The sequence below is a fragment of the Streptomyces sp. NPDC043867 genome (assembly GCF_056435845.1).
Genome location: NZ_JBWKDS010000035.1, coordinates 49,106 through 67,426, shown reverse-complemented (window position 1 = coordinate 67,426; position 18,321 = coordinate 49,106). Strand labels below are relative to the sequence as shown.

Genomic DNA, 18,321 nt, shown 5'->3' with positions numbered 1-18,321 from the left:
CTTTCTCGATCCTTGTCGATCGCAGGCCTTCTGGGGGGAACCGGGTGTGTGGGGGAAAAAACACCCAGGGGGGGGGGGGGGGGGACCGGGCCCCCCCCCCCCCCCCCCCACCTCTTTCTCGCGCACGGCGCCGAGCAGTTGCCGGTACCGGGGCGGCAGCGTCCGGCACCCGAAGGGCCCCGTTTCACCACCACTCCCCCGGGTACTGCGACACCCCGTTCCGTAGCAGCGTGTACGGCCGGGGCGGCGGCGGCTCGCAACAGGCACCGCAGCATGTCGTTCACGGCCCCGAGGAGGCAGCAATGAGTGCGCCCACCCCTTCCCCCGCCAGGACGGCGATCGTCACCGGCGCCGATTCGGGTATCGGCCGGGCCACCGCCGTCCGACTGGCCGAGGCGGGCATGGACGTCGGCATCACCTGGCACAGCGACGAAGCAGGCGCCGAGCGGACGGCCGCCGAGGTGCGCGACCACGGCCGACGCGCGGAAGTGGCACAGCTCGACCTCACCCGGCTGCCCGAGGCCGCCGACACGATCGACGAGCTGGCCGCCCGGCTCGGCCGCCTCGACGTCCTGGTGAACAACGCGGGCACCGGCACCGCCACGCCGTTCCTCGACCTGAAGCTTCAGGACGTACGCCGTGTCCTCGACGTCGACCTGGTGGGCCCCTTCCTGTGCGGCCAGCGCGCGGCCCGCCTCATGATCGGGCAGGGTGACGGCGGCCGTATCGTCAACGTCACCTCCGTGCACGAGCACCAGCCCCGGGTCGGCGCCGCTCCCTACTGCGCGGCCAAGGGCGGCCTCGGGCTGCTCACCCAGGTGATGGCACTGGAACTCGGTGAGTACGGCATCACCGTCAACGCGGTGGCGCCCGGGGAGATCGCCACACCCATGACCGGGCAGGAGGACACCGACGTGCACACCGAGCGCCGCCCCGGCATCCCCCTCGGCCGCCCCGGAGACGCGCGCGAGGTGGCCGCGGTGATCGCCTTCCTCGCCGGACCCGACGCCTCGTACGTCACCGGCGCGTCCTGGGTCGCGGACGGCGGGATGGTACGCATGGGCCCACAGGCCGGCTCGCACCTCGAGAGCGACGACTGGCGGCGTCCCTGAGGCCTGACGGCCGGCCGCGCTCTGCGGCCGGATGAGCCCGCAGGCGCTTGAGGTCTCCGACTGCGCGTCACCGGGAGAGCCGTCACTCCTGTCCTTCAACTCCCTTGCTATAAAAGGTACTTGGTGTCGTCTTCTCGGCCGGCAAGCATGGGCGCATCTTTCCCCCTGCCGACTTCAGCGGTGTCGGCACACCCGGTGACTTCGGCCGCCGACCGGGGGAAGGTGCGTTTTTCGCATGTCCCCGCCCCGAGTGTGGGAATGCCGCTTCGTCATGGGTACTTCTGTTCACCTCGGGCAGTCAGTGACCCCATGTTCGTCCCACCGCGCGCTTTGCGAACGGAATATGACCGACTGCCCCGCAGAATGCCTGACTTCGCAGGTCAGAGCGGCACATGGGAGGGTGGGGCGAGTCGGCCCACTCCGCCGGCGGCGACCTCACGTACCGCCGTCGCCACCCGGCTTTGCGGGCACCGCGAATCGAGTTGGGCATCCCTCGACAGGAACATTCGGTTCCAGTCATGCGTACTATCTCTAGGCCGGTAGTAGCCGCAGTAGTTGCGACTGCAGCCGATCCAGTCACCGCAAACGGGAGACATCCTCCGTCCCTTCGCGAGCCAGGCGCACTTCCTTTCACCGCCGCGGCCGCGAATTCGAGAAAGGCCGCTGACATGCCTGACACCCAAGCTCCCTCCACCGAACTGACCTCGCAGTACGTCGCCCAGGTGACGAGCGACCTCGAGCGCAACGCCAAGGAGCAGGAGCGCATCAGCACCGAGATCGAGGCGCTGCAGGAGCAACTGCGCGCGCTGCAGCACGACCACACCGTGCTGGTGACGATGCAGCAGGCGCTGAGTGCCGGAAACATCGCGGCGGCCGAGTCGACCGCGCAGCTGGACATCAAGGCGACACCGACCGTGCCTCACCAGGCCACGGCCGCCGAGGCGAAGCCGGGCAAGTCCGCGCCGAAACAGAGCAAGGCGAAGAAGGCCGTCTCCGCGAGCGCCAGGAAGACGACGGCCAGGAAGCCCGCCACCAAGGCGACCACGGCCACCAAGTCCACCGCGGCCACCGCGGCCACCGCGGGCAAGAAGACGGACGCGGCCGAGAAGACGGCCTCCGCCACGAAGACCTCCTCGGCCGCGAAGCCGGCCGCCAAGCCCGCCGCCAAGCCGGCCGCCCAGAGCGCGGCATCCGCTCCCGAGAAGACCGACAAGGGTGCCGCGAAGCCGACCCTCGTCGAGCTGATCCGTGGCCACCTCGAGGAGCAGAACGAGCCGCGCTCCGCCGCCGAGATCACCTCCGCGCTCACGCAGGCCCACCCCGACCGCAACATCAAGACCACGGTCGTCCGCACCACCCTCGAAGGCCTTGTCGCCAAGAGCCATGCCCACCGCAGCAAGCAGGGTTCGTCCGTCTTCTACACCGCCACGACCACGTCCGAGCCCACCAAGAAGGACGACGCGCAGCAGGAGCCCGCTGCCGGCTGAGTGTCCGCCGGCGGCTCACCGCCGCTTCGACGAAGGAGCGGCCCGCCGGGAGGCGGACGGATTGCTCGTCGAGGGGCCCTGTTCCGGCACAGGTGCCCCTCGGGGTAACGGGCGACAGAAGTGCCGGAGAAGCAGGGGAAAGCCGGACGCCGTCAGTGAGGATGCCTTCCCCGTGAGTCGGGAGGCCGAACTCCCGCCCGTCACCCCGGGCGGTGGTTGTCCTCGCACCGGCGCACCCGTGTCCGCGATGCCGTACGCACGGCTACGCCGGCGCGCCTGCCAGGGCGATGCGTACCTTGACCCGCTTTCCGACCGGTTCGCGCCGGACGTCTATCGCGCCGCACAGCGCCGTCACGATCTCCAGGCCGTGCCGCCCGACCCGGCCGGGGTCGGGAGCCTGGGCGACCGGCACGTCGAAGCTGCTGTCCCACACCCTGATCTCCAGGGAACGGTCGATCAGGACCAGGTCGAGGGCGCAGGGCCCCGGCGCGTGCTTGCAGACGTTCGTGACCAGCTCGCTGACGACGAGCTGCACCGCACCGAGCACCTTGGTGGACACGACGAGGCGGTACGCCCGCTGCAACCGCTCCATGAAATCGGCGGTGAAGTGCCGGGCCTCCCCGACCGACTCGGAGGCGCCGTCATAGACGGCTCCGGCCCACGGCAACGCTCCCGGAAGAACCATGTCCGCGTCACCCTCGCCAGCTACAGCTTCCACCATCACGGTCCCCTTGCCCGGACCGTCACCTTCGGTCCGACTCCGCGCGTCTACCCGCGATACGCGGCGGAACACTCGGGGCGGTCGGGCGGGGAGTGACGACTCCGGGGATAAACCACCGGCCCGCGACCGGCCCGACGTGACGGCCCGGACCGGGGCGAACCGCAGGGCGCCGGCCACGGCGGCCCGGCTCACCCCCCGTACGCGCGGGCATGTCGCCTGGTCAGGTCGTGACCGGGCGTTTGGCGGGTACAAGGAGTCGGAGGCCCGATCAGGGGCCAGGGGAGAGGAGCATTGCCTTGAGTCTGATGGATCAGAGATCTCAGGCCGCGGACGAGGCGGCCGAGCGAGCCGCGCAGAGCCGGCAGAACGGGAACGACTCCGACACCGGGGAGTCGGAGCAGGAGCGCGTCAACCGGCGGTGGAACGAGATCCTGCAGGAGACGCGGGTCGCGCAGACCGGCGTGCAGATCCTGTTCGGCTTCCTGCTGAGCGTCGCCTTCACGTCGCTGTTCAAGGAGCTGGGCACGTTCGACCGCACGGTCTACGTCGTCACCGTGATCCTGGGCGCCGCCGCGACCGGCGCCCTCATCGCACCGGTCTCGATCCACCGCTTCCTCTCGGGCCAGCGGATGAAGGACGAACTCGTCGTCGCCGCAGGGCGCCTGATGATGTGCGGCATCGTCTTCCTGGCGCTCACCATCAGCTGCACCGTGCTCCTCATTCTGCATGTGGTGCTGCCCAGCCTGCTCGCCGAATTCCTCGCGGGCGCCGTCATGCTGTGGTTCGCGTTCTGCTGGTACCTCCTGCCCTGGATACTCAGGCGACGTTCCAACAGGACCGAGGGCAGCGCACGGTGACGGGACGTCAGGGGCGCATCGGCGTTCTCTGCGCGTGGCTCCGCGGCCCGCTGCCGACGGGCCCGGGCCGCTGAGCTCCAGCCCCCGGGACACCGCTCCACGGTGATGTCCCGGGGCTGTTGCGGGAGGGCGGGCTCAGTGCTCGTCCCTGGGGAGGGGAAGGTCCATGGCCGCCTGCAGAGTGTCGGCCAGCACGAAGAAGCCCGCGGTCCCCGTCACGTCGAAGAGCCTGCTGACGGTCTCGCTGAAGGGGCCCGCCACGACCATGAGCATGCCGCGGGCCCGGTGGGCGCGCTGTGCCGCGAGCAGAACGTGCAGGATCGACGAGTCGGCGAAATCCGTGCCGGAGAGATCGACGATCGCGCGTGGGGCATCCACTCGGTGCGCGAGGTCCAGGGCTTCCTCGAGCCTGGACGCGCTCGCGTAGTCGATGTCACCGCCCACCCGCACGACGAAAGAGTCCTGGGCCGAACCGTGCGTGACGGTGGCCTCCAACTCGTCGGACATCGGCACACTCTTTCCGTTCTTGTGGCGCTCGGGCACTTCTCCGGGCGGGCACCGGGACATCAGCTGGCCCGTGTTCCTTCCGGACGGACACCGGGACATCAGGCGGCCCGTGTTCCTTCCGGGCCTGGAGGGTGCACGGATGCGTCGCCCCGGACGAAGCCCGGTGCCGGTCAGGCCGGCTGCCTGGGCGGCAGGCTCTCGTAGTAGCTGCCCACCCGGCCCAGGTATCCGGGGTCCAGGGTCTCCCGGTCGGTCTTGAACAGGGGGGCGGACTTGACCTCGTCCCTGGTGCACGCCACGGTGATCTTCTGCGCCTGGGTGTCGATCCCGGTGACGATACCGGCCGGCACCAGGACGCTCTTCCCGAACACCCACACACCGGTGTCCACGATCAGATGCCGCATCCCGGAGTCGTCTGCCTGCCGGTCCACGTGCCCTATCGTCCCGTCGGTCGCCTCGACGACGTATCCCGTGAGTTCGTACCCCTCCGAGTGACCGCACTGCGGCGGGTACGACCAGATTCTGTCGATGATCACGCTGCTCCTCTCTGCCCGCACCCTCGGTGCGGTCGGCCAACGAGCCTTCTCCGGTGCGGAATTGCCCGGCGGGCGAGACGCGGAACGAGGACTGTTTCCTTCCGGCAACCTTCTCCTGTCGGGCCTCGCCTCTGCAAGTCACACCGGGCAACTCGTCCCACGACAGGGTCAATGGCCACCGTGCGTGCGGTCACTGGCCAACGCATGCGCGAACTTCGGTCCCGGGAGCCCCCGATGAACGGCTGTCGGACCTCGCGCACAGCAAAACGGCGGAGCACGGCGTCACCGCCGCGCTCCGCCGCCTCGCCACATCAGCGTCTGCGGCTCGACCAGCCGCTGCCGATCCCCGCGACGTGCAGGGCGAGCAGCGCGAGTCCGATGAGCATGAAGTTGGTCGAGGTGAACACGTCGTTCGTCGAGATGTCAGCCGCGTTGATCAGAAATGCGATGAAGAACAGGACCGCTGCCACGATGCCGAGCATGAGATCTCCTTTGTCGATGTGGTGAAGTCCGCATGCCCCCAAGTCGACGGCCGACACGGCCCAATGAGAGAGCGTGCGGACGGCCTCGCGCATTTCCCTGAAACGCCCCTACGGATGCGGGCCCGAACGGCCGTGGGGAGGCGGCGCGACGGACACGAGGGCAGGGTTGGGCCACGCCGGCCGTGGCCCGCGCCGTCTCAGCCGCGGCCACCGCACCCCGTCGGCCGCGGTCACCGCCAGCGCCCCGAGCAGGGCGAGGGCGGCGGCGGGGGCGAGGACCGCCCAGGGGGCACGCTCGGCGTACGGCTGGTTCTCGGCGAGCAGCAGGCCCCATTCGGGAGCGGGGGGTTGGGCCCCGAGGCCCAGGAAGCCCAGTGCGGCCAGGGCGAGAGCGACGCCGGGCAGGCGCAGCAGCGCGTGGCGGATGACGGGCGGCAGGACGGCGGGCAGCAGTTCGTGCCGCAGCAGGAAGAGCGGTCCCGCGCCGAGGCTCCGGGTCGCCAGCAGGTGAAGGGTGGCCCGCTCCTGCCGTATCAGGGCGGTGGTGTGCGCCGCGAGCGGAGCCCAGGCGACGGCGGCCACCGCGAGTGCGGGTGCCGCGCGCCCGCCGCCCGCCGCACCGGCGACCAGGAGTCCGGCGAGGACGGGCGGGACGGCGTTCACGGTGTCGACGAGCGGCCCGGACAGCCGGGGCAGCAGCCCGAGCAGCACTCCGGTCAGCAGGGCTGCGGCGCTGATGAGCAGGGCGAGGGCGAGGGTGGCGACGGCACCGTGCGCGACGCGCGCCAGGAGGTCGCGGCCCAGTGCGTCGGTGCCGAACGGGTGCGCCCAGGAGGGGGGCTGGAGGCGGTGAGCGGTGTTCAGGGCGAGTGGGTCGCGGGGCGTGCCGAGTGCGATGACGGCGAGGAGTGCGGCTGCGTACAGCAGGGGGAGTCGACGTGGGGCGGAACGGCCGGCGCCGGGCAGGGCCGGCAGTGCGCCGTCCCGTAGCGCGGGGCCGGTCAGGAGACGGACGGCCGTCCGGACGAGCACACCGGCGGCCGCAGCGAGCAGGACGAGGGCGAGGGTGCCGGCCTGGAGGACGGGAAGGTCCTGGGCAAGCGCGGCCTGGAGCGTGCTGCGGCCGAGCCCGGGGATGTCGAAGATCTGCTCCACGGCCACCGAGCCTCCGGTCAGTCCGACCACGAACAGTCCCGCGTTCGGCAGCAGCCCTGGAATGCTGCGGCGCAGCGCCTGCCGGGCGATGCGGCGGCCCGGTATGCCCCGGGCGGCGGCCGCCAGGGCCCACGGTTCGGCGAAGGCGCCGGGCAGCATGTCGTCGAGCAGTCGGCCCAGCAGCGCACCGGCGGGCAGGCCGAGAGCGAGTGCGGGCAGCACCATGCACTGCGGCCCGTACCAGCCGAGGGCGGGCAGCCAGCCGAGCTGGACGCCGACCACGGTGGCAAGCACCGAGGCGATCAGGAATTCGGGCAGTGCGGCAGCCACGGCGGTCGCGCCGCCCCTTGCGCGACGGCCGGTGGGCCGGCGTCCTGCGCCGCGCCGCAGGGTGGGGGCGCAGACCGCCGTCGCCGTGAGGACGGCGGCCGTGACAGCGCCCGCCATCAGCAGCAGGGACACGCCGAGAGCCTGTACGACGGACGGTGCCACCTCGCTGCCGGAGATCCAGGAGCGGCCGGCGTCACCGTGCGGCAGACCTTGGAGCCACTCCCCCAGCAAGTGCAAGTGCCCCGCGTCCAGGCCGAGTTCCTCCCGTACGGCGGCCAGCACCTCGGCCGTGGGGGTGCGTTCGGCGGACCGTGCCCTGATGACGGTGAGGGCGGGGTCGGTGCGGGAGAGCCGGGGCAGCAGGCCGATCCCGCACAGCAGGGCGGCGACGAGGGTGACGCGCCAGAGCAGTACGGGAGCGTCACCCCGCACGAACCTCTTCATCGGTCAGCGCCGTGTTCCCGTGCCGACGAGGTTGCGCTCGTATGGGTCGAGGAGCACGCCGCGCACCGGGTCCGCCACACCGGTGATGATCCTCTGGTGCACCAGCGGCACGACCGCGTCGGTGCCGAGGACCGCCGCCTCGGCGGCCATGGCCGCGCTCCGCCGCTTCGCGGTGTCGGCGGTGTCCTCGGCCCGCGCGACGGCGCGGTCCACCTTCTTGTCGCAGAGCAGCGCGAGGTTGTAGTCGCCGTCGCAGGTGTAGTCGGTGGCGAGGATCGAGACGGGGTCGCCGGTGTCGAGCATGGTGTTGCGGGCGGAGACGAAGGCGTCGAACCTCCCGGCCAGTACGTCGCTCTCGAGACGCGAGTACTCGCGCACCCGGAGCCGCACCCGGAAACCGGCTTTCTCCAGCTGCTGCTTCAACACCTGTGCCACTTCCGGCAGTTCGGGCCGGTTGTCGTACGTGGCCAGGGTGATCCTCCCCGCGGCACGTGCCGCCGCGGTCCGCCCGGTCGGCTTGACGCGCTGGTCCGCCGCCCAGGTCAGGGCGGGTCCGAAGATGCCGGCGCCGGGGTCCGCGTACCCCTCGTACACGTCGTCGGCGAGCACGGACGCGTCGATCGCCTGCCGTGCCGCGGCCCGCGCCCCCAGATCCCTGAACGGGCCGGACCGGGTGTTGAGCGACAGGCTCGTGGTGCGCGTGGTGGCCGTCTCGCGGCGGTTCCCCTTGTCCAGCGCGGCGACCTGCGAGACCGGAAGCGCCTCGGCGATGTCCACGACTCCGGTGCGCAGGGCGTTCGTCCGGGCCGTTCCGTCGGGTATGAACCTGGCGTCGACGCCCGATGCCCGGGCCCGGCCGCCCCAGTGGTCGTCGAAGCGGTCGAGGGTCGCGGCCGTGGTGCCGGTGACGCCCTTGAGTTCGAAGGGGCCCGTCGCGGTCCCGGCCGGGTCGACGGTGCCCCGCTCGCGGTAGGCCCTGGCCGAGAACACCGCCAGGGAGGGGCTCGACAGCCGCAAGGGGAGTACGGAGTCGGGGGCGGCGGTGACCACTGTCACCCGCCGGTCGCCCCGCGCTGCCGCCGTGAGGTCGACACCCGTGAGAGCGGCGGGTTCGGGCGTGGCGCGGGTGGCCCTGGTGAGCGCGGCGGCGACGGCGGAAGCGGTGACGTCACTGCCGTCCTGGAACGTCGCCTCGCGCAGGGTGAACTCCCAACTCCGCTCGCCCGTCCGTCTCCAGGACTCGGCGAGCGCCGGCGCCGCCGCGCCGCCCGCGTCCAGTGTCGTCAGTCCCTCCGTCACGCCGAGCCGGCTGAGCAGCGTCGCGTCGGCTCCGTACGGCGAGAGGTTCTGGGTGGGCGGGAAGGCGAGGGCGACGCGCAGCCGGTTGCCTGCCGAGGAGCCGTGCGGCGAGTCCGCCGACGAACCGCCGTCGGAGGCGAAGCAGCCGGAGAGAAAGGGGGCGAGCAGCAGAGTGGTGACGAGTCGTCGGCGGGAGACGGAGCGCATGTTCCTCGTTCTTCGCAGGGGGCGGAAGGGAGATCACCACGACAGGCTACATGACAATCGTTTTCACTTACGCCGGAATCTCGACATGCAGGACGCTCTGGCCGCCCGGCTGTTCGCGCTCGTCGCACACGACCTTGCCGAGCGAACGCCAGAACTGCTCGGCGCCCGGCACGGACGGATCGGTGTGCAGGTACACGGACCGGTAGCCGCCGTCCCGGGCGGCGAAGCCGAGCAGTTCACCGACCAGCCGCCGGGCCAGTCCCCGCCTCCGGTGCCCGGGGCGTACGTACACCCTGCGCAGCTGCGCCGTCTCTCCCGAGGGGTAGCGCTCCGCGAGCCAACGGGGGTTGGGCGGATGGGCCGGCCCCCGCGCGTCGAGCGCCGCGGTGGCGACGACCGCGCCGTCCCGCCGGTCGACGGCGACCAGCAGGGCGTGCCGGGCGGGAGCGACGTAGGCGCCCTGGAGGTCGATGATGTCGCCGTGCCAGCGGGGCACGTACCCGGTGCCGAAGTCGTGGTGGACGGTGTCGAGCATCACGCCGCGCGCGTCGCCGAGGTCGCCGGGGGTCGCCGTTCTGATGCAGTAGTCACGCACTTGCACATCATATGCATTAAGCGGGGGGCGGCCCGGTGCCACGAGACGGGGCCGCCTACGGCATGCGGCTGACCTCGACCGCGAACTGCGCCCCGGCCAGCAGGGCGAGGTGGGACACCCACAGCCAGATGAGGAAGACGACGACGCCGGCCAGCGAACCGTAGAGCCGTCCGTAGCTTCCGATGCCGGAGGCGTAGAGGGAGAAACACGCCGAGGCGATCAGCCACAGCACCGCGGCCACGACTCCCCCGGGCAGGGCGTGCCGCCGCTGCCGTGCCACGGGCGGCCCGCTGCGGAAGAGCACGACGACCAGCAGCGCCACCAGACACACCAGTGCGGGCCAGCGCAGCAGAAACCAGGTGGCCGCGGCGGTCCGGCCGGTACCGCTTCGTTCGCCGATCCCCTCGGCGAGCGGTCCGGTCAGCACCAGGGCGAACGCGCTCGCGACCAGCAGCGCGAGCAGGGTCAGGGCGGTCAGTACGATCCGGGGCAGCCGGCGCATGAGGGGACGCTGGTCGGGGATCCCGTGCATCGTGTGCAGGGCGCGCCGGAACACGGCGAGATAGCTGGAGGCCGACCACAGCGAGGCGACCCCGCCCGCCACGGCCACCGTCAGGGCGGCGGAGCGCTCGTCCGCCATGTCCCGAAGGGCACTGTGCAGTTGGGCACCGGACTCCGCGGGGGCCCAGGTCGTCACGTGCTCGATGAGCCGGTCGGTCAGGTCCGGGCTGACCAGACCGATGAGCGAGACGGTCACGAGCAGCGCGGGCACGAGCGCGAGGACGGCGTAGTAGGTCAGTGCCGCCGCCCAGTCGGACACGTTGTCGTTCCACATCGCCGCGGGAACCCGCCGCGCGGCCGTCGGCCACACCGCTCTCAGCCGCGTCCATCCCGGCACATCTGTCGCACTCGTGGGCAGGGTCACGCGTCCTCCTGTGGGTGCACACCGCTGCGGGGCCAGGGCCTGTCCGACCATTCCCGGCTGCCTGGCGACGGGAGTCGTCGGACAGGCCCTCATACCCCCGATTACCGCGCGTGGGCGCTCGGGACACTCACGACTTCAGGAAGTCGGCAAGGCCCTCCGCGAGGCGGTCGACGTCGCTCGTGTCGTTGTACGGGGAGAGGCCGAGACGCAAGCCGCCGCTCTCGCCCAGACCCAGGTGCCGCGAGGCCTCCAGCGCGTAGAAGGACCCGGCGGGCGCGTGCACGCCCAGCCCGGCGAGGAAGCGGTACGCGTCCGCCGCGGGCCGGCCGTCGAAGGTGACGAGCAGAGTGGGCGTGCGGTCGGCCGCCCTGGAGTGGACGGTGACGCCCTCCAGCCCGGCGAGCGCCCCTTCCAGACGCTCGCGCAGCGCGCCCTCGTGGCGGCCGACGGCGGCGAACGCGGCCCGCAGGCGCTCCCGCCGGCCGCCCGTCTCGCCGGTCCCGGGAGCGAGTCCGGCGAGGAAGTCGACGGCGGCCCGGGTGCCGGCGAGGATCTCGTAGGGCAGCGTGCCGAGTTCGAAACGCTCCGGAACCGCGTCCGTGGACGGCAGCAGCTTGTCCGGACGCAGCGTCTGAAGCAGTTCGGGGCGGGCGGCGAGCACTCCGTGGTGGGGGCCGAAGAACTTGTAGGGCGAGCAGACGACGAAGTCGGCGCCCAGTTCCGTGACGTCCACGAAGTCGTGCGCGGCGTAGTGGACTCCGTCGAGGTAGAGGAGCGCACCGGTCCGGTGGACCAGGCGGGCCATCTCCGCGACGGCCGGACGGGTGCCGATCAGGTTGGAGGCGGCGGTGACCGCCACGAGCCGGGTCCGCTCCGAGAGCAGGTCACCGACGGCGGACACGGGCAGCTCCCCGGTGGCGGGGTCGAAGTCCGCCCACCGCACCAGGACACCGGTGCGCTCCGCGGCCTGGACCCACGGGCGGATGTTGGCGTCGTGGTCCAGGCGGCTGACCACGACCTCGTCGCCCGGCTGCCAGGTCGCGGCGAGCGTGCGCGCGAAGTCGTACGTCAACTGGGTGGCGCTGCGTCCGAAGACGACCCCGCCGGGCTCGGCGCCCAGCAGATCCGCCATGGCCTGCCGGAACTCCCGCACGGCCGTCTCGGCGTTCACCTCACCCGGCACCGTGGTCCCGCGGATCGACAGGGGGTTGCCGAGGGCGTCCGCGATGGCGGTGATCACCGGGGTAGGCGTCTGTGTGCCGCCCGGCCCGTCGAAGTGCGCGGTTCCGGCCCGCAGTGCGGGAAATTGCGCGCGCACTGCGTCGACGTCGTACGTCACCTGGGGCTCCTCACGGGACGCGGCCGCGTCCGGGCGCCACCCGTCGCCGGGCGGTCGGGACGCGGCCCGTCCGACGTTGCGAACGGCTGCGGACAAGTGCTGCCGTCGATCATCGCAGGGCGTCGGAGCGAGCCGGGACCAGGGCCGACCGCGAGCGAACGGGCGGTGCCCCCGGTTCAGCCGGGCTCGCCCTCCGGGTCGACGTGCGGCAGCACGCGGTCCAGCCACCGCGGCGTCCACCAGGCGCGACTGCCCAGAAGTGTCATCACGGCGGGTACGAGAAGCAGCCGTACGACGGTCGCGTCGATCAGCACGCTCACGGCGAGCCCCAGACCGAGCATCTTCACCACGATGTTGTCGCTCACGATGAACGCGGCGAACACACTCACCATGATCAGGGCGGCACAGGTGATGACGCGGGCGGTGATCTCCAGGGCGTGCGCCACGCTCGCACCCGCGTCCCCGGTGCGCAGCCACGCCTCGCGGACGCGCGACAGCAGGAAGATCTCGTAGTCCATGCTCAGTCCGAAGATGATGGCGAACATCATCATCGGCACGTAGCTCTCGATCGGCACCTTGCCCGACACGCCCAGGGCGGGTCCGCCCCAGCCCCATTGGAAGACGGCGACGACGACGCCGTACGAGGCGGCGATGGACAGCACGTTGAGCACCGCCGCCTTGAGCGCGACCAGCAGTCCGCGGAAGACGATCAGGATGACGAGGAAGGCGAGCGCGACCACCACCGCGATGATCAGCGGGAGGCGGCCGGCGACGATGTCACGGAAGTCGACCTGAGCGGCCGTGGTCCCGGTGACGTAGCCCTTGGCACCGGTGCCGGACACGGCCTGCGGCAGGGTCTCGTCGACCAGGCGGTTCGTCAGGTCGGTGGTCACCGGGCTCTGCGGGGCCTCCGCGGAGAAGACGGTGCCCACCAGGACGTCTCCGTCCTTGGTGGCGGTCAGCGGCGTGACCGTGGCCGCGCCCGGTACGCCGGCGAGTGACTTCTGCGCCTGCGAGGCCAGTGCGGAGCGCTGGCCGGCGGGCACGGCGCCCTGGTCGATGACGACGGTGAGCGGGCCGTTCGAACCGGGGCCGAAGGCCTGCGCCATGGTGTCGTAGGCCCGGCGGTCGGTGAACGACTTCGGATCCGCGCCGTCGCCGATGTGGCCGAGCTGGATGGACAGCAGCGGAATCGCGAGCACCAGCACCACGAGGACTCCGCCGGCCAGGAACCACCAGGGACGCCGCTGGACGCGCTGCGCGTAGCGGTGCCAGGTGCCCTGGACCGGTTCGCCCGCGACCGCGTCGGTCTCCGCGACGGGGCGGCGCACCCGGTAGCGGTCGATGCGGCGGCCGAGGAGTCCCAGCAGCGCGGGGACGAGAGTGAGCGCGCCGACGACCGCCGAGACGACCGTCACGGCCGCGGCGACCCCGAGTCTGGCGATGAAACCGACGCCGGAGACGGACAGTCCGGCGAGCGCGATGATCACGGTACAGCCGGACACCAGCACGGCCCGGCCGCTGGTGGCGGTGGCCCGGCCCGCCGCCGTGACCGGGTCGGCACCGTCGATGAGGTGCTGCCGGTGCCGGGTGATGAGGAACAGCGCGTAGTCGATGCCGACGCCCAGCCCGATCATCGTGGCCAGCGTCGGTGACACCGTGGCGAAGGTGAACGCGGCGGCCAGCAGTCCGAGGCAGGCCAGGCCGCCCACGACGCTGATCAGGGCGGTCAGCAGCGGAATGCCCGCCGCGAGGACACTGCCGAAGCCGACCAGCAGTACGACGATCGCCACCGCGAAACCGATCAGCTCGCTGACTCGGTCGTCCGCCGCCGGCCGGGCCAGTTCGCCGAGCGGGCCGCCGTAGTCGACGTCGACGCCGGCGGCCCGCAACGGCTGCACGGAGCTGTCGACGCCGGCGAGGTACGCGTCGCCGAGCGTGGACGGCTGGACGTCGAAGCGGACGGTGATGTAGCCGGTCTTCGCGTCGCCGGACAGCGGTCCCACATTCTGCTGGGAGGACGGCGGCGGGGTCCCGGGCGGCGGCAGCGGGCTCTGCGCCGACAGCACGTGCGGCAGCTTCCCCAGATCGGTGACGGTCTGGTTCATCTGCGGTCCGAGCGAGGTCAGCGGTGTCTTCGTGTCGTGCAGGACGATCTGGCTGCTGTAGCCGCCGGCGGCCGGGTCGTGCTTCTCGAGGACGTCCAGGCCTTCCTGCGACTGGACGCCGGAGAGCGAGAAATTGTCCGAGTAGTCCCCGCCGAACGAGCGGTCGAGCACCTGGAGGGCGACGACGGCGACCAGCCAGGCCGCGATGACGACCGCGAAGTGCCGGGCGCACCACTCCCCCAGCCGGCGCAGCCTCCCGGCCCGTACTCGTCCGCCTCCTGGGGTGGATCGGGTGGCCGGCATGGGCTGCTCCTCCGTACGACGCCTCCGACCCACTCATTGAACGTCGCGCTGATCACGACGTCATCCGGAGCCCGCGCCGCCGCTCCCCCGCCTCCCGCCGCCCCGAGAGGCATCACCGCCGGGGCCGCGCGGCACGACCTGCGCGGCGAATCCGGCGATGTCCTGGAGGACGCGCTCGGGCTGCTCCCAGTACAGGAGATGGCCGGAGCCTTCGTGGACGACCAGGGTCGAGCCGGGGATCGTGTCCAGGATGAGCTGCTGGTCGGCACGGGACAGGAAGCCGTCCCGGTCGCCCCAGAGCAGCAGGGTCGGGACGAGGATTCCCCGCAGGGTCGCCGCGAGGTCCGTCTCCAGCAGGCCGCGCAGCGTCTCGCGCCACACGTACGCGGGCGGTTTGAGGCTCTCCTCGGTCATCGTCGCCATGAATCCGCGCCCCACGGGCCGGTTCACCATGCCGTCGAGCAGGTCCTCGACGAAGGAACGCGGCACCGGGTCCCGCAGTTCCCGGACGCTCTCCCACAGCGCCGCCAGGCGGGGTTTGTCGTCGAGCACGGCCGGTACGCCCATCAGCACCAGCCCCGCGACGCGGTCCGGGTGGCTGCCCGCGACCATCCGGGCGGGCACCCCGCCGCTGGACGCTCCGGCGAGGACGGCGCGTTCGATCCCGGCGGCGTCGAGGAACCGCACCAGGTCGCGGGCGAAGTCCTCCGGGCGGTAGCCGTCCGCGGGCCGTTCGGCGTCGCCGTGTCCCCGCTGGGTGGGGGCGAAGGCGTGCAGCGCCGCGGGAAGCTGTCTGAGCAGGGGCTCGAACGTCCACCAGGAGTCCCCGATGCCGTGCACGAAGACCACGGGGATGCCGTCGGGACGGCCCGCCTCGGCGTACGGCAGCAGCGGCCCTCCCGCCAGCTGTACGGACTTCACCGCGACCGTGTGCACGACGGCCTCCTGCCTCGGGTGGGCCCCCTGTGCGGCGGGCCGGGAAGGCGCGCGAAGATCACTCCCATCGTAACGACGGGTGGCGCGGCGCGCCCGCCGTGCCTTCGCCCTCCCGCGGACGGCGCCCTCGCTCTCCGGCGGACGGCCTTCGCCCTCCCGCGGCCGGCACCACCGTCCGAGGAGCGGACGCCCCGACTGGTGTGTGCAGCGCACAGCTACCCTGCCGCGCGCGGGGGATCCGACCCCCTGGGGACTGCCGCTCGTCGGCTGGGCGGCCGGCGACCCGCGCGGCACGGGGAGGACCGGGAGTGAGCGTGCACACCACGGACAACGGGCGGATCGTCGCCGCCCTCGACGGGGTGAGCGTGCGCCGCCTCACCACGGATCAGGTCATTCTCGACGGTGTCGACTGGCGGGTGCGTTCCGGTGAGCACTGGGCGCTGCTCGGTGCCAACGGGGCCGGCAAGACCACCCTGCTGCGGCTGATCGGCGCGCTGATGCATCCCACCGCCGGCACGGTCGAGGTGCTGGGGCACCGGCTCGGCCGGGTCGACGTACGGGAACTGCGTGCGCACATCGGCCTGGTGTCCTCGGCGCAGCGCGTGCCGCGGGACGCACCCGGGCTCACCGTGGTGCTCACCGGGCACAGCGGCACCGTGCAGCCGCTGTGGCGGACCTACGGCGCCGAGGTGCGGGACCGTGCGCACGCGCTGATGGCCGAACTGGACGTCAAGGAGCTCACCGAGCGGCCGTACGGCGTGTGCTCCGGCGGACAGCGGGCGCGGATCCTCATCGCCCGCGCCCTCATGGCGGACCCCGCACTGCTGCTCCTCGACGAGCCGTTCAACGCGCTGGACCTGCCCTCCCGGGAGGACCTCATCGACTCGATGCGCCGGCTCGCCGACGGCCGGCCCGGGCTGGCGACGATCACCGTCACGCACCATCTGGAGGAGCTGTCCCCCGCGATCGGACACGCCCTGCTGCTCCGCGAGGGACGGATCCAGGCGTCGGGCCCGGTCGCGGACGTGCTGACCGGGGCCCGGCTGACGGCCTGCTTCGGCCGCCCGATCGAGGTCGTCCGCCACGGCGGGCGCTGGACTGCGCGCTCCGGCCGGGCGGCCTGACGGGTGCTGTTCGGGGACTCAGTCGTCGAGACTGTCCTCGACCTTCTTCAGGTCGACGAACTTGAAGCCGGTTGCCTCGCGTTCGCCGACGGCGGGGGTCTCCTCGCCGTCCTGGACGACCAGCAGCCCGTTCGGGTACTTCGAGCCGAGGGACGCGTTCAGCACGGCGGCGCCGTCGCACTGCTCGGAGCCGTCCAGCTCCCTCGTGGCGGCGGTGACCCGGAAGCCGCCCTCGTACTCGTTGTCGTCCTCGACTTCGCGGTCGTAGGCGGCGAAGGTGTTGTCGCCCTGGCTCGACGCGAGGAGGTAGCCGTCGCCGTCGGACTCGGTCAGGAGCGTCAGGCCCTCGACGTCCGCGGTCAGCCGCGTGCCGCCGAAGCCGGGGTCGGCGCCCGCGGTGCACTCCTCGGTGGCTTCGTCGTACGTGCCGGGTACGCCGTACTCACGGACCTTCTCGACGAGGACCGGGGTGCCCGTGAGGTCGGCGGGCACGCGCCAGATGCCGACGTCCTCCTGCCCCGCGTACAGCACGCCGTCGGCCGGGTCGACGACCATACCCTCGACCTGGGGCAGTTCGCCGGGCTCCCCGCAGGGCGACCAGGAGGTGCCGTCGGGCAGCCGGAAGGACGACGGCAGGTCGAGGGTGCGCACCTTGCGGTAGCCGACCGTGCCACCGGACTTCGGGGTGAGCTCCAGCAGGGCGACGGAGGTGCGCTCGCGGCGGCTGACGAGTGCGTAGGAGCGCCCGGTCCTCCGGTCGGTCCAGGTGGCCAGGCCGTACGCCGTGCGCTGGTCGTTGACCTCGGCCTGGTCCGCGGAGAAGACCGGCGGCGCGTCGGGGGCGGTGACGTCCTGGAGGGGGCCGCCGGGGGCGTCGCGGTCGATGCGGTAGAAGCGGAGCCGGTCGTGTCCGCGGTCGCTGGTGACGGCGAGATCGGCGCGCCCGGAGGAGAGTTTCAGGCCGCTGACGAGATCGACGTTGTTGAAGCGTCCGGGGGCGTCGTCGGGCGACTGCGCCGGCGGCGCCGGGACGGACTGCACGGGGCGGGCGTCCAGGTCGTAGACGCGCAGGCCGCCCTGCTTGGCGGTGGCGATCACCAGACTGCGGCCCGGCTGGGCGTTGTTGCGCCAGATGGCGGGGTCGTCCGCGTTGGCGTCTCCCCCGGCCGCGTCGTCGTACAGGGCGGGTGTCTCCGTCGTGGGCGTGATCGCGGGCAGTGTTCCGCCGTCGCCGTCCGCCTGCGCGGGCAGGGTCGCGCCGAAGGCGACGAACACGGTGGACAGGGCGAGGAAGACCGGACGGATGGGCCGGGACCTGGTCACGCGACAACTCCCTTTCGTCAAGAGCAGGACAGTCGAGGACACTCGACTTCGCGATCTTGGAAGCGTGCAACGGCCCCCGGACGTCACGCGCGCGAAGTGGGCATGTACAGAACGTGAAGGTACCGCCGCGGGGCGGTGGGCCGGGAGGGGCTGCGCGGCACCGAACCGCCCGCCGACCGGGCCGCGCGCTCGCCGCCGCATCGTCCCCGGCCAACTCGACGCCGAGCTGGCCCAGTTGTCCCCACAGAAGCTGTGGGAGCTGCGCCTACGCCTGCGCCTGCGCCTGCGCCACTACAACAGCGGACGCCTGGCCCAGCAACAGTCGGCAGAGGAACTCGACGAGGCGCAGCTGTCCTGCCGGTTCGTCATCTCCTCGGACGGACGACAGCTGGCCCGGCCCTGGCCGACGTCGGCCCTGACTGTCTGTGGGCCTGTGGGTCCGCGGGCCCGGCACCGCAGCGAGCGGAGCGATGCCCGGGGCCAGTGCCGACGGTTTTTCCGCGCTGGTGCGCGCGGGGATCCTCATCGAGG

General features: G+C 72.1%; 16 protein-coding genes. 4 read left to right on the top strand and 12 right to left on the bottom strand.

Annotated features, from left to right (window positions below; all coding sequences use genetic code 11):
• The first annotated feature begins 302 nt into the window (after nucleotides 1-302).
• On the top strand, nucleotides 303-1,112 hold the full coding sequence (locus AC069T_RS28940) for an SDR family oxidoreductase (RefSeq protein ID WP_478785551.1): 810 nt from the start codon (nucleotides 303-305) through the stop codon (nucleotides 1,110-1,112).
• 668 nt (nucleotides 1,113-1,780) lie between these two features.
• Nucleotides 1,781-2,599: a hypothetical protein gene (locus tag AC069T_RS28935; RefSeq protein WP_478785550.1), complete on the top strand. Its 819-nt coding sequence runs from the start codon at nucleotides 1,781-1,783 to the stop codon at nucleotides 2,597-2,599.
• 262 nt (nucleotides 2,600-2,861) lie between these two features.
• Here AC069T_RS28935 and AC069T_RS28930 read toward each other — a convergent pair whose 3' ends face one another.
• Complete coding sequence (locus AC069T_RS28930) at nucleotides 2,862-3,284, bottom strand: ATP-binding protein (RefSeq protein WP_478785549.1); 423 nt, start codon at nucleotides 3,282-3,284, stop codon at nucleotides 2,862-2,864.
• Between the two features lie 341 nt (nucleotides 3,285-3,625).
• On the opposite strand from AC069T_RS28930, the gene AC069T_RS28925 reads away from it, so the two are divergent.
• On the top strand, nucleotides 3,626-4,177 hold the full coding sequence (locus AC069T_RS28925; protein WP_478785548.1) for a DUF6328 family protein: 552 nt from the start codon (nucleotides 3,626-3,628) through the stop codon (nucleotides 4,175-4,177).
• Between the two features lie 135 nt (nucleotides 4,178-4,312).
• Here AC069T_RS28925 and AC069T_RS28920 read toward each other — a convergent pair whose 3' ends face one another.
• The 10 genes from AC069T_RS28920 to AC069T_RS28875 all read right to left on the bottom strand — a co-directional run bounded on the left by AC069T_RS28920 (nucleotide 4,313) and on the right by AC069T_RS28875 (nucleotide 15,343).
• Nucleotides 4,313-4,684, bottom strand: a complete 372-nt coding sequence (locus AC069T_RS28920) for an STAS domain-containing protein (RefSeq protein ID WP_478785547.1) — start codon at nucleotides 4,682-4,684, stop codon at nucleotides 4,313-4,315.
• 170 nt (nucleotides 4,685-4,854) lie between these two features.
• Complete coding sequence (locus tag AC069T_RS28915; protein ID WP_478785546.1) at nucleotides 4,855-5,220, bottom strand: PRC-barrel domain containing protein; 366 nt, start codon at nucleotides 5,218-5,220, stop codon at nucleotides 4,855-4,857.
• Between the two features lie 311 nt (nucleotides 5,221-5,531).
• A complete protein-coding gene (locus AC069T_RS28910) occupies nucleotides 5,532-5,702 on the bottom strand; it encodes a hypothetical protein (RefSeq protein WP_183117244.1) in 171 nt (56 codons plus the stop codon).
• Nucleotides 5,703-5,810: 108 nt separating this feature from the next.
• Nucleotides 5,811-7,631: an ABC transporter permease subunit gene (locus AC069T_RS28905; RefSeq protein WP_478785545.1), complete on the bottom strand. Its 1,821-nt coding sequence runs from the start codon at nucleotides 7,629-7,631 to the stop codon at nucleotides 5,811-5,813.
• 3 nt (nucleotides 7,632-7,634) lie between these two features.
• Nucleotides 7,635-9,137 (bottom strand): ABC transporter substrate-binding protein, encoded by a 1,503-nt coding sequence (locus tag AC069T_RS28900; RefSeq protein ID WP_478785544.1) that lies wholly within the window; start codon nucleotides 9,135-9,137, stop codon nucleotides 7,635-7,637.
• 67 nt (nucleotides 9,138-9,204) lie between these two features.
• Nucleotides 9,205-9,732 (bottom strand): GNAT family N-acetyltransferase, encoded by a 528-nt coding sequence (locus tag AC069T_RS28895; RefSeq protein ID WP_478785543.1) that lies wholly within the window; start codon nucleotides 9,730-9,732, stop codon nucleotides 9,205-9,207.
• A gap of 55 nt (nucleotides 9,733-9,787) precedes the next feature.
• On the bottom strand, nucleotides 9,788-10,657 hold the full coding sequence (locus AC069T_RS28890; protein WP_476750403.1) for a YihY/virulence factor BrkB family protein: 870 nt from the start codon (nucleotides 10,655-10,657) through the stop codon (nucleotides 9,788-9,790).
• 127 nt (nucleotides 10,658-10,784) lie between these two features.
• Complete coding sequence (locus tag AC069T_RS28885) at nucleotides 10,785-11,996, bottom strand: cysteine desulfurase-like protein (RefSeq protein ID WP_478785542.1); 1,212 nt, start codon at nucleotides 11,994-11,996, stop codon at nucleotides 10,785-10,787.
• 176 nt (nucleotides 11,997-12,172) lie between these two features.
• Nucleotides 12,173-14,407 (bottom strand): MMPL family transporter, encoded by a 2,235-nt coding sequence (locus AC069T_RS28880; RefSeq protein ID WP_478785541.1) that lies wholly within the window; start codon nucleotides 14,405-14,407, stop codon nucleotides 12,173-12,175.
• A 60-nt stretch (nucleotides 14,408-14,467) separates the two neighbouring features.
• A complete protein-coding gene (locus AC069T_RS28875) occupies nucleotides 14,468-15,343 on the bottom strand; it encodes an alpha/beta fold hydrolase (RefSeq protein ID WP_478785540.1) in 876 nt (291 codons plus the stop codon).
• Between the two features lie 308 nt (nucleotides 15,344-15,651).
• On the opposite strand from AC069T_RS28875, the gene AC069T_RS28870 reads away from it, so the two are divergent.
• The gene (locus tag AC069T_RS28870) at nucleotides 15,652-16,467 is read left to right on the top strand and encodes an ABC transporter ATP-binding protein (RefSeq protein WP_478785539.1); all 816 of its coding nucleotides are present in this window, start codon (nucleotides 15,652-15,654) and stop codon (nucleotides 16,465-16,467) included.
• 18 nt (nucleotides 16,468-16,485) lie between these two features.
• Here the strand turns inward: AC069T_RS28870 and AC069T_RS28865 are convergent, their stop codons facing one another.
• On the bottom strand, nucleotides 16,486-17,790 hold the full coding sequence (locus AC069T_RS28865; RefSeq protein ID WP_478785538.1) for a phytase: 1,305 nt from the start codon (nucleotides 17,788-17,790) through the stop codon (nucleotides 16,486-16,488).
• Between the last annotated feature and the right edge of the window lie 531 nt (nucleotides 17,791-18,321).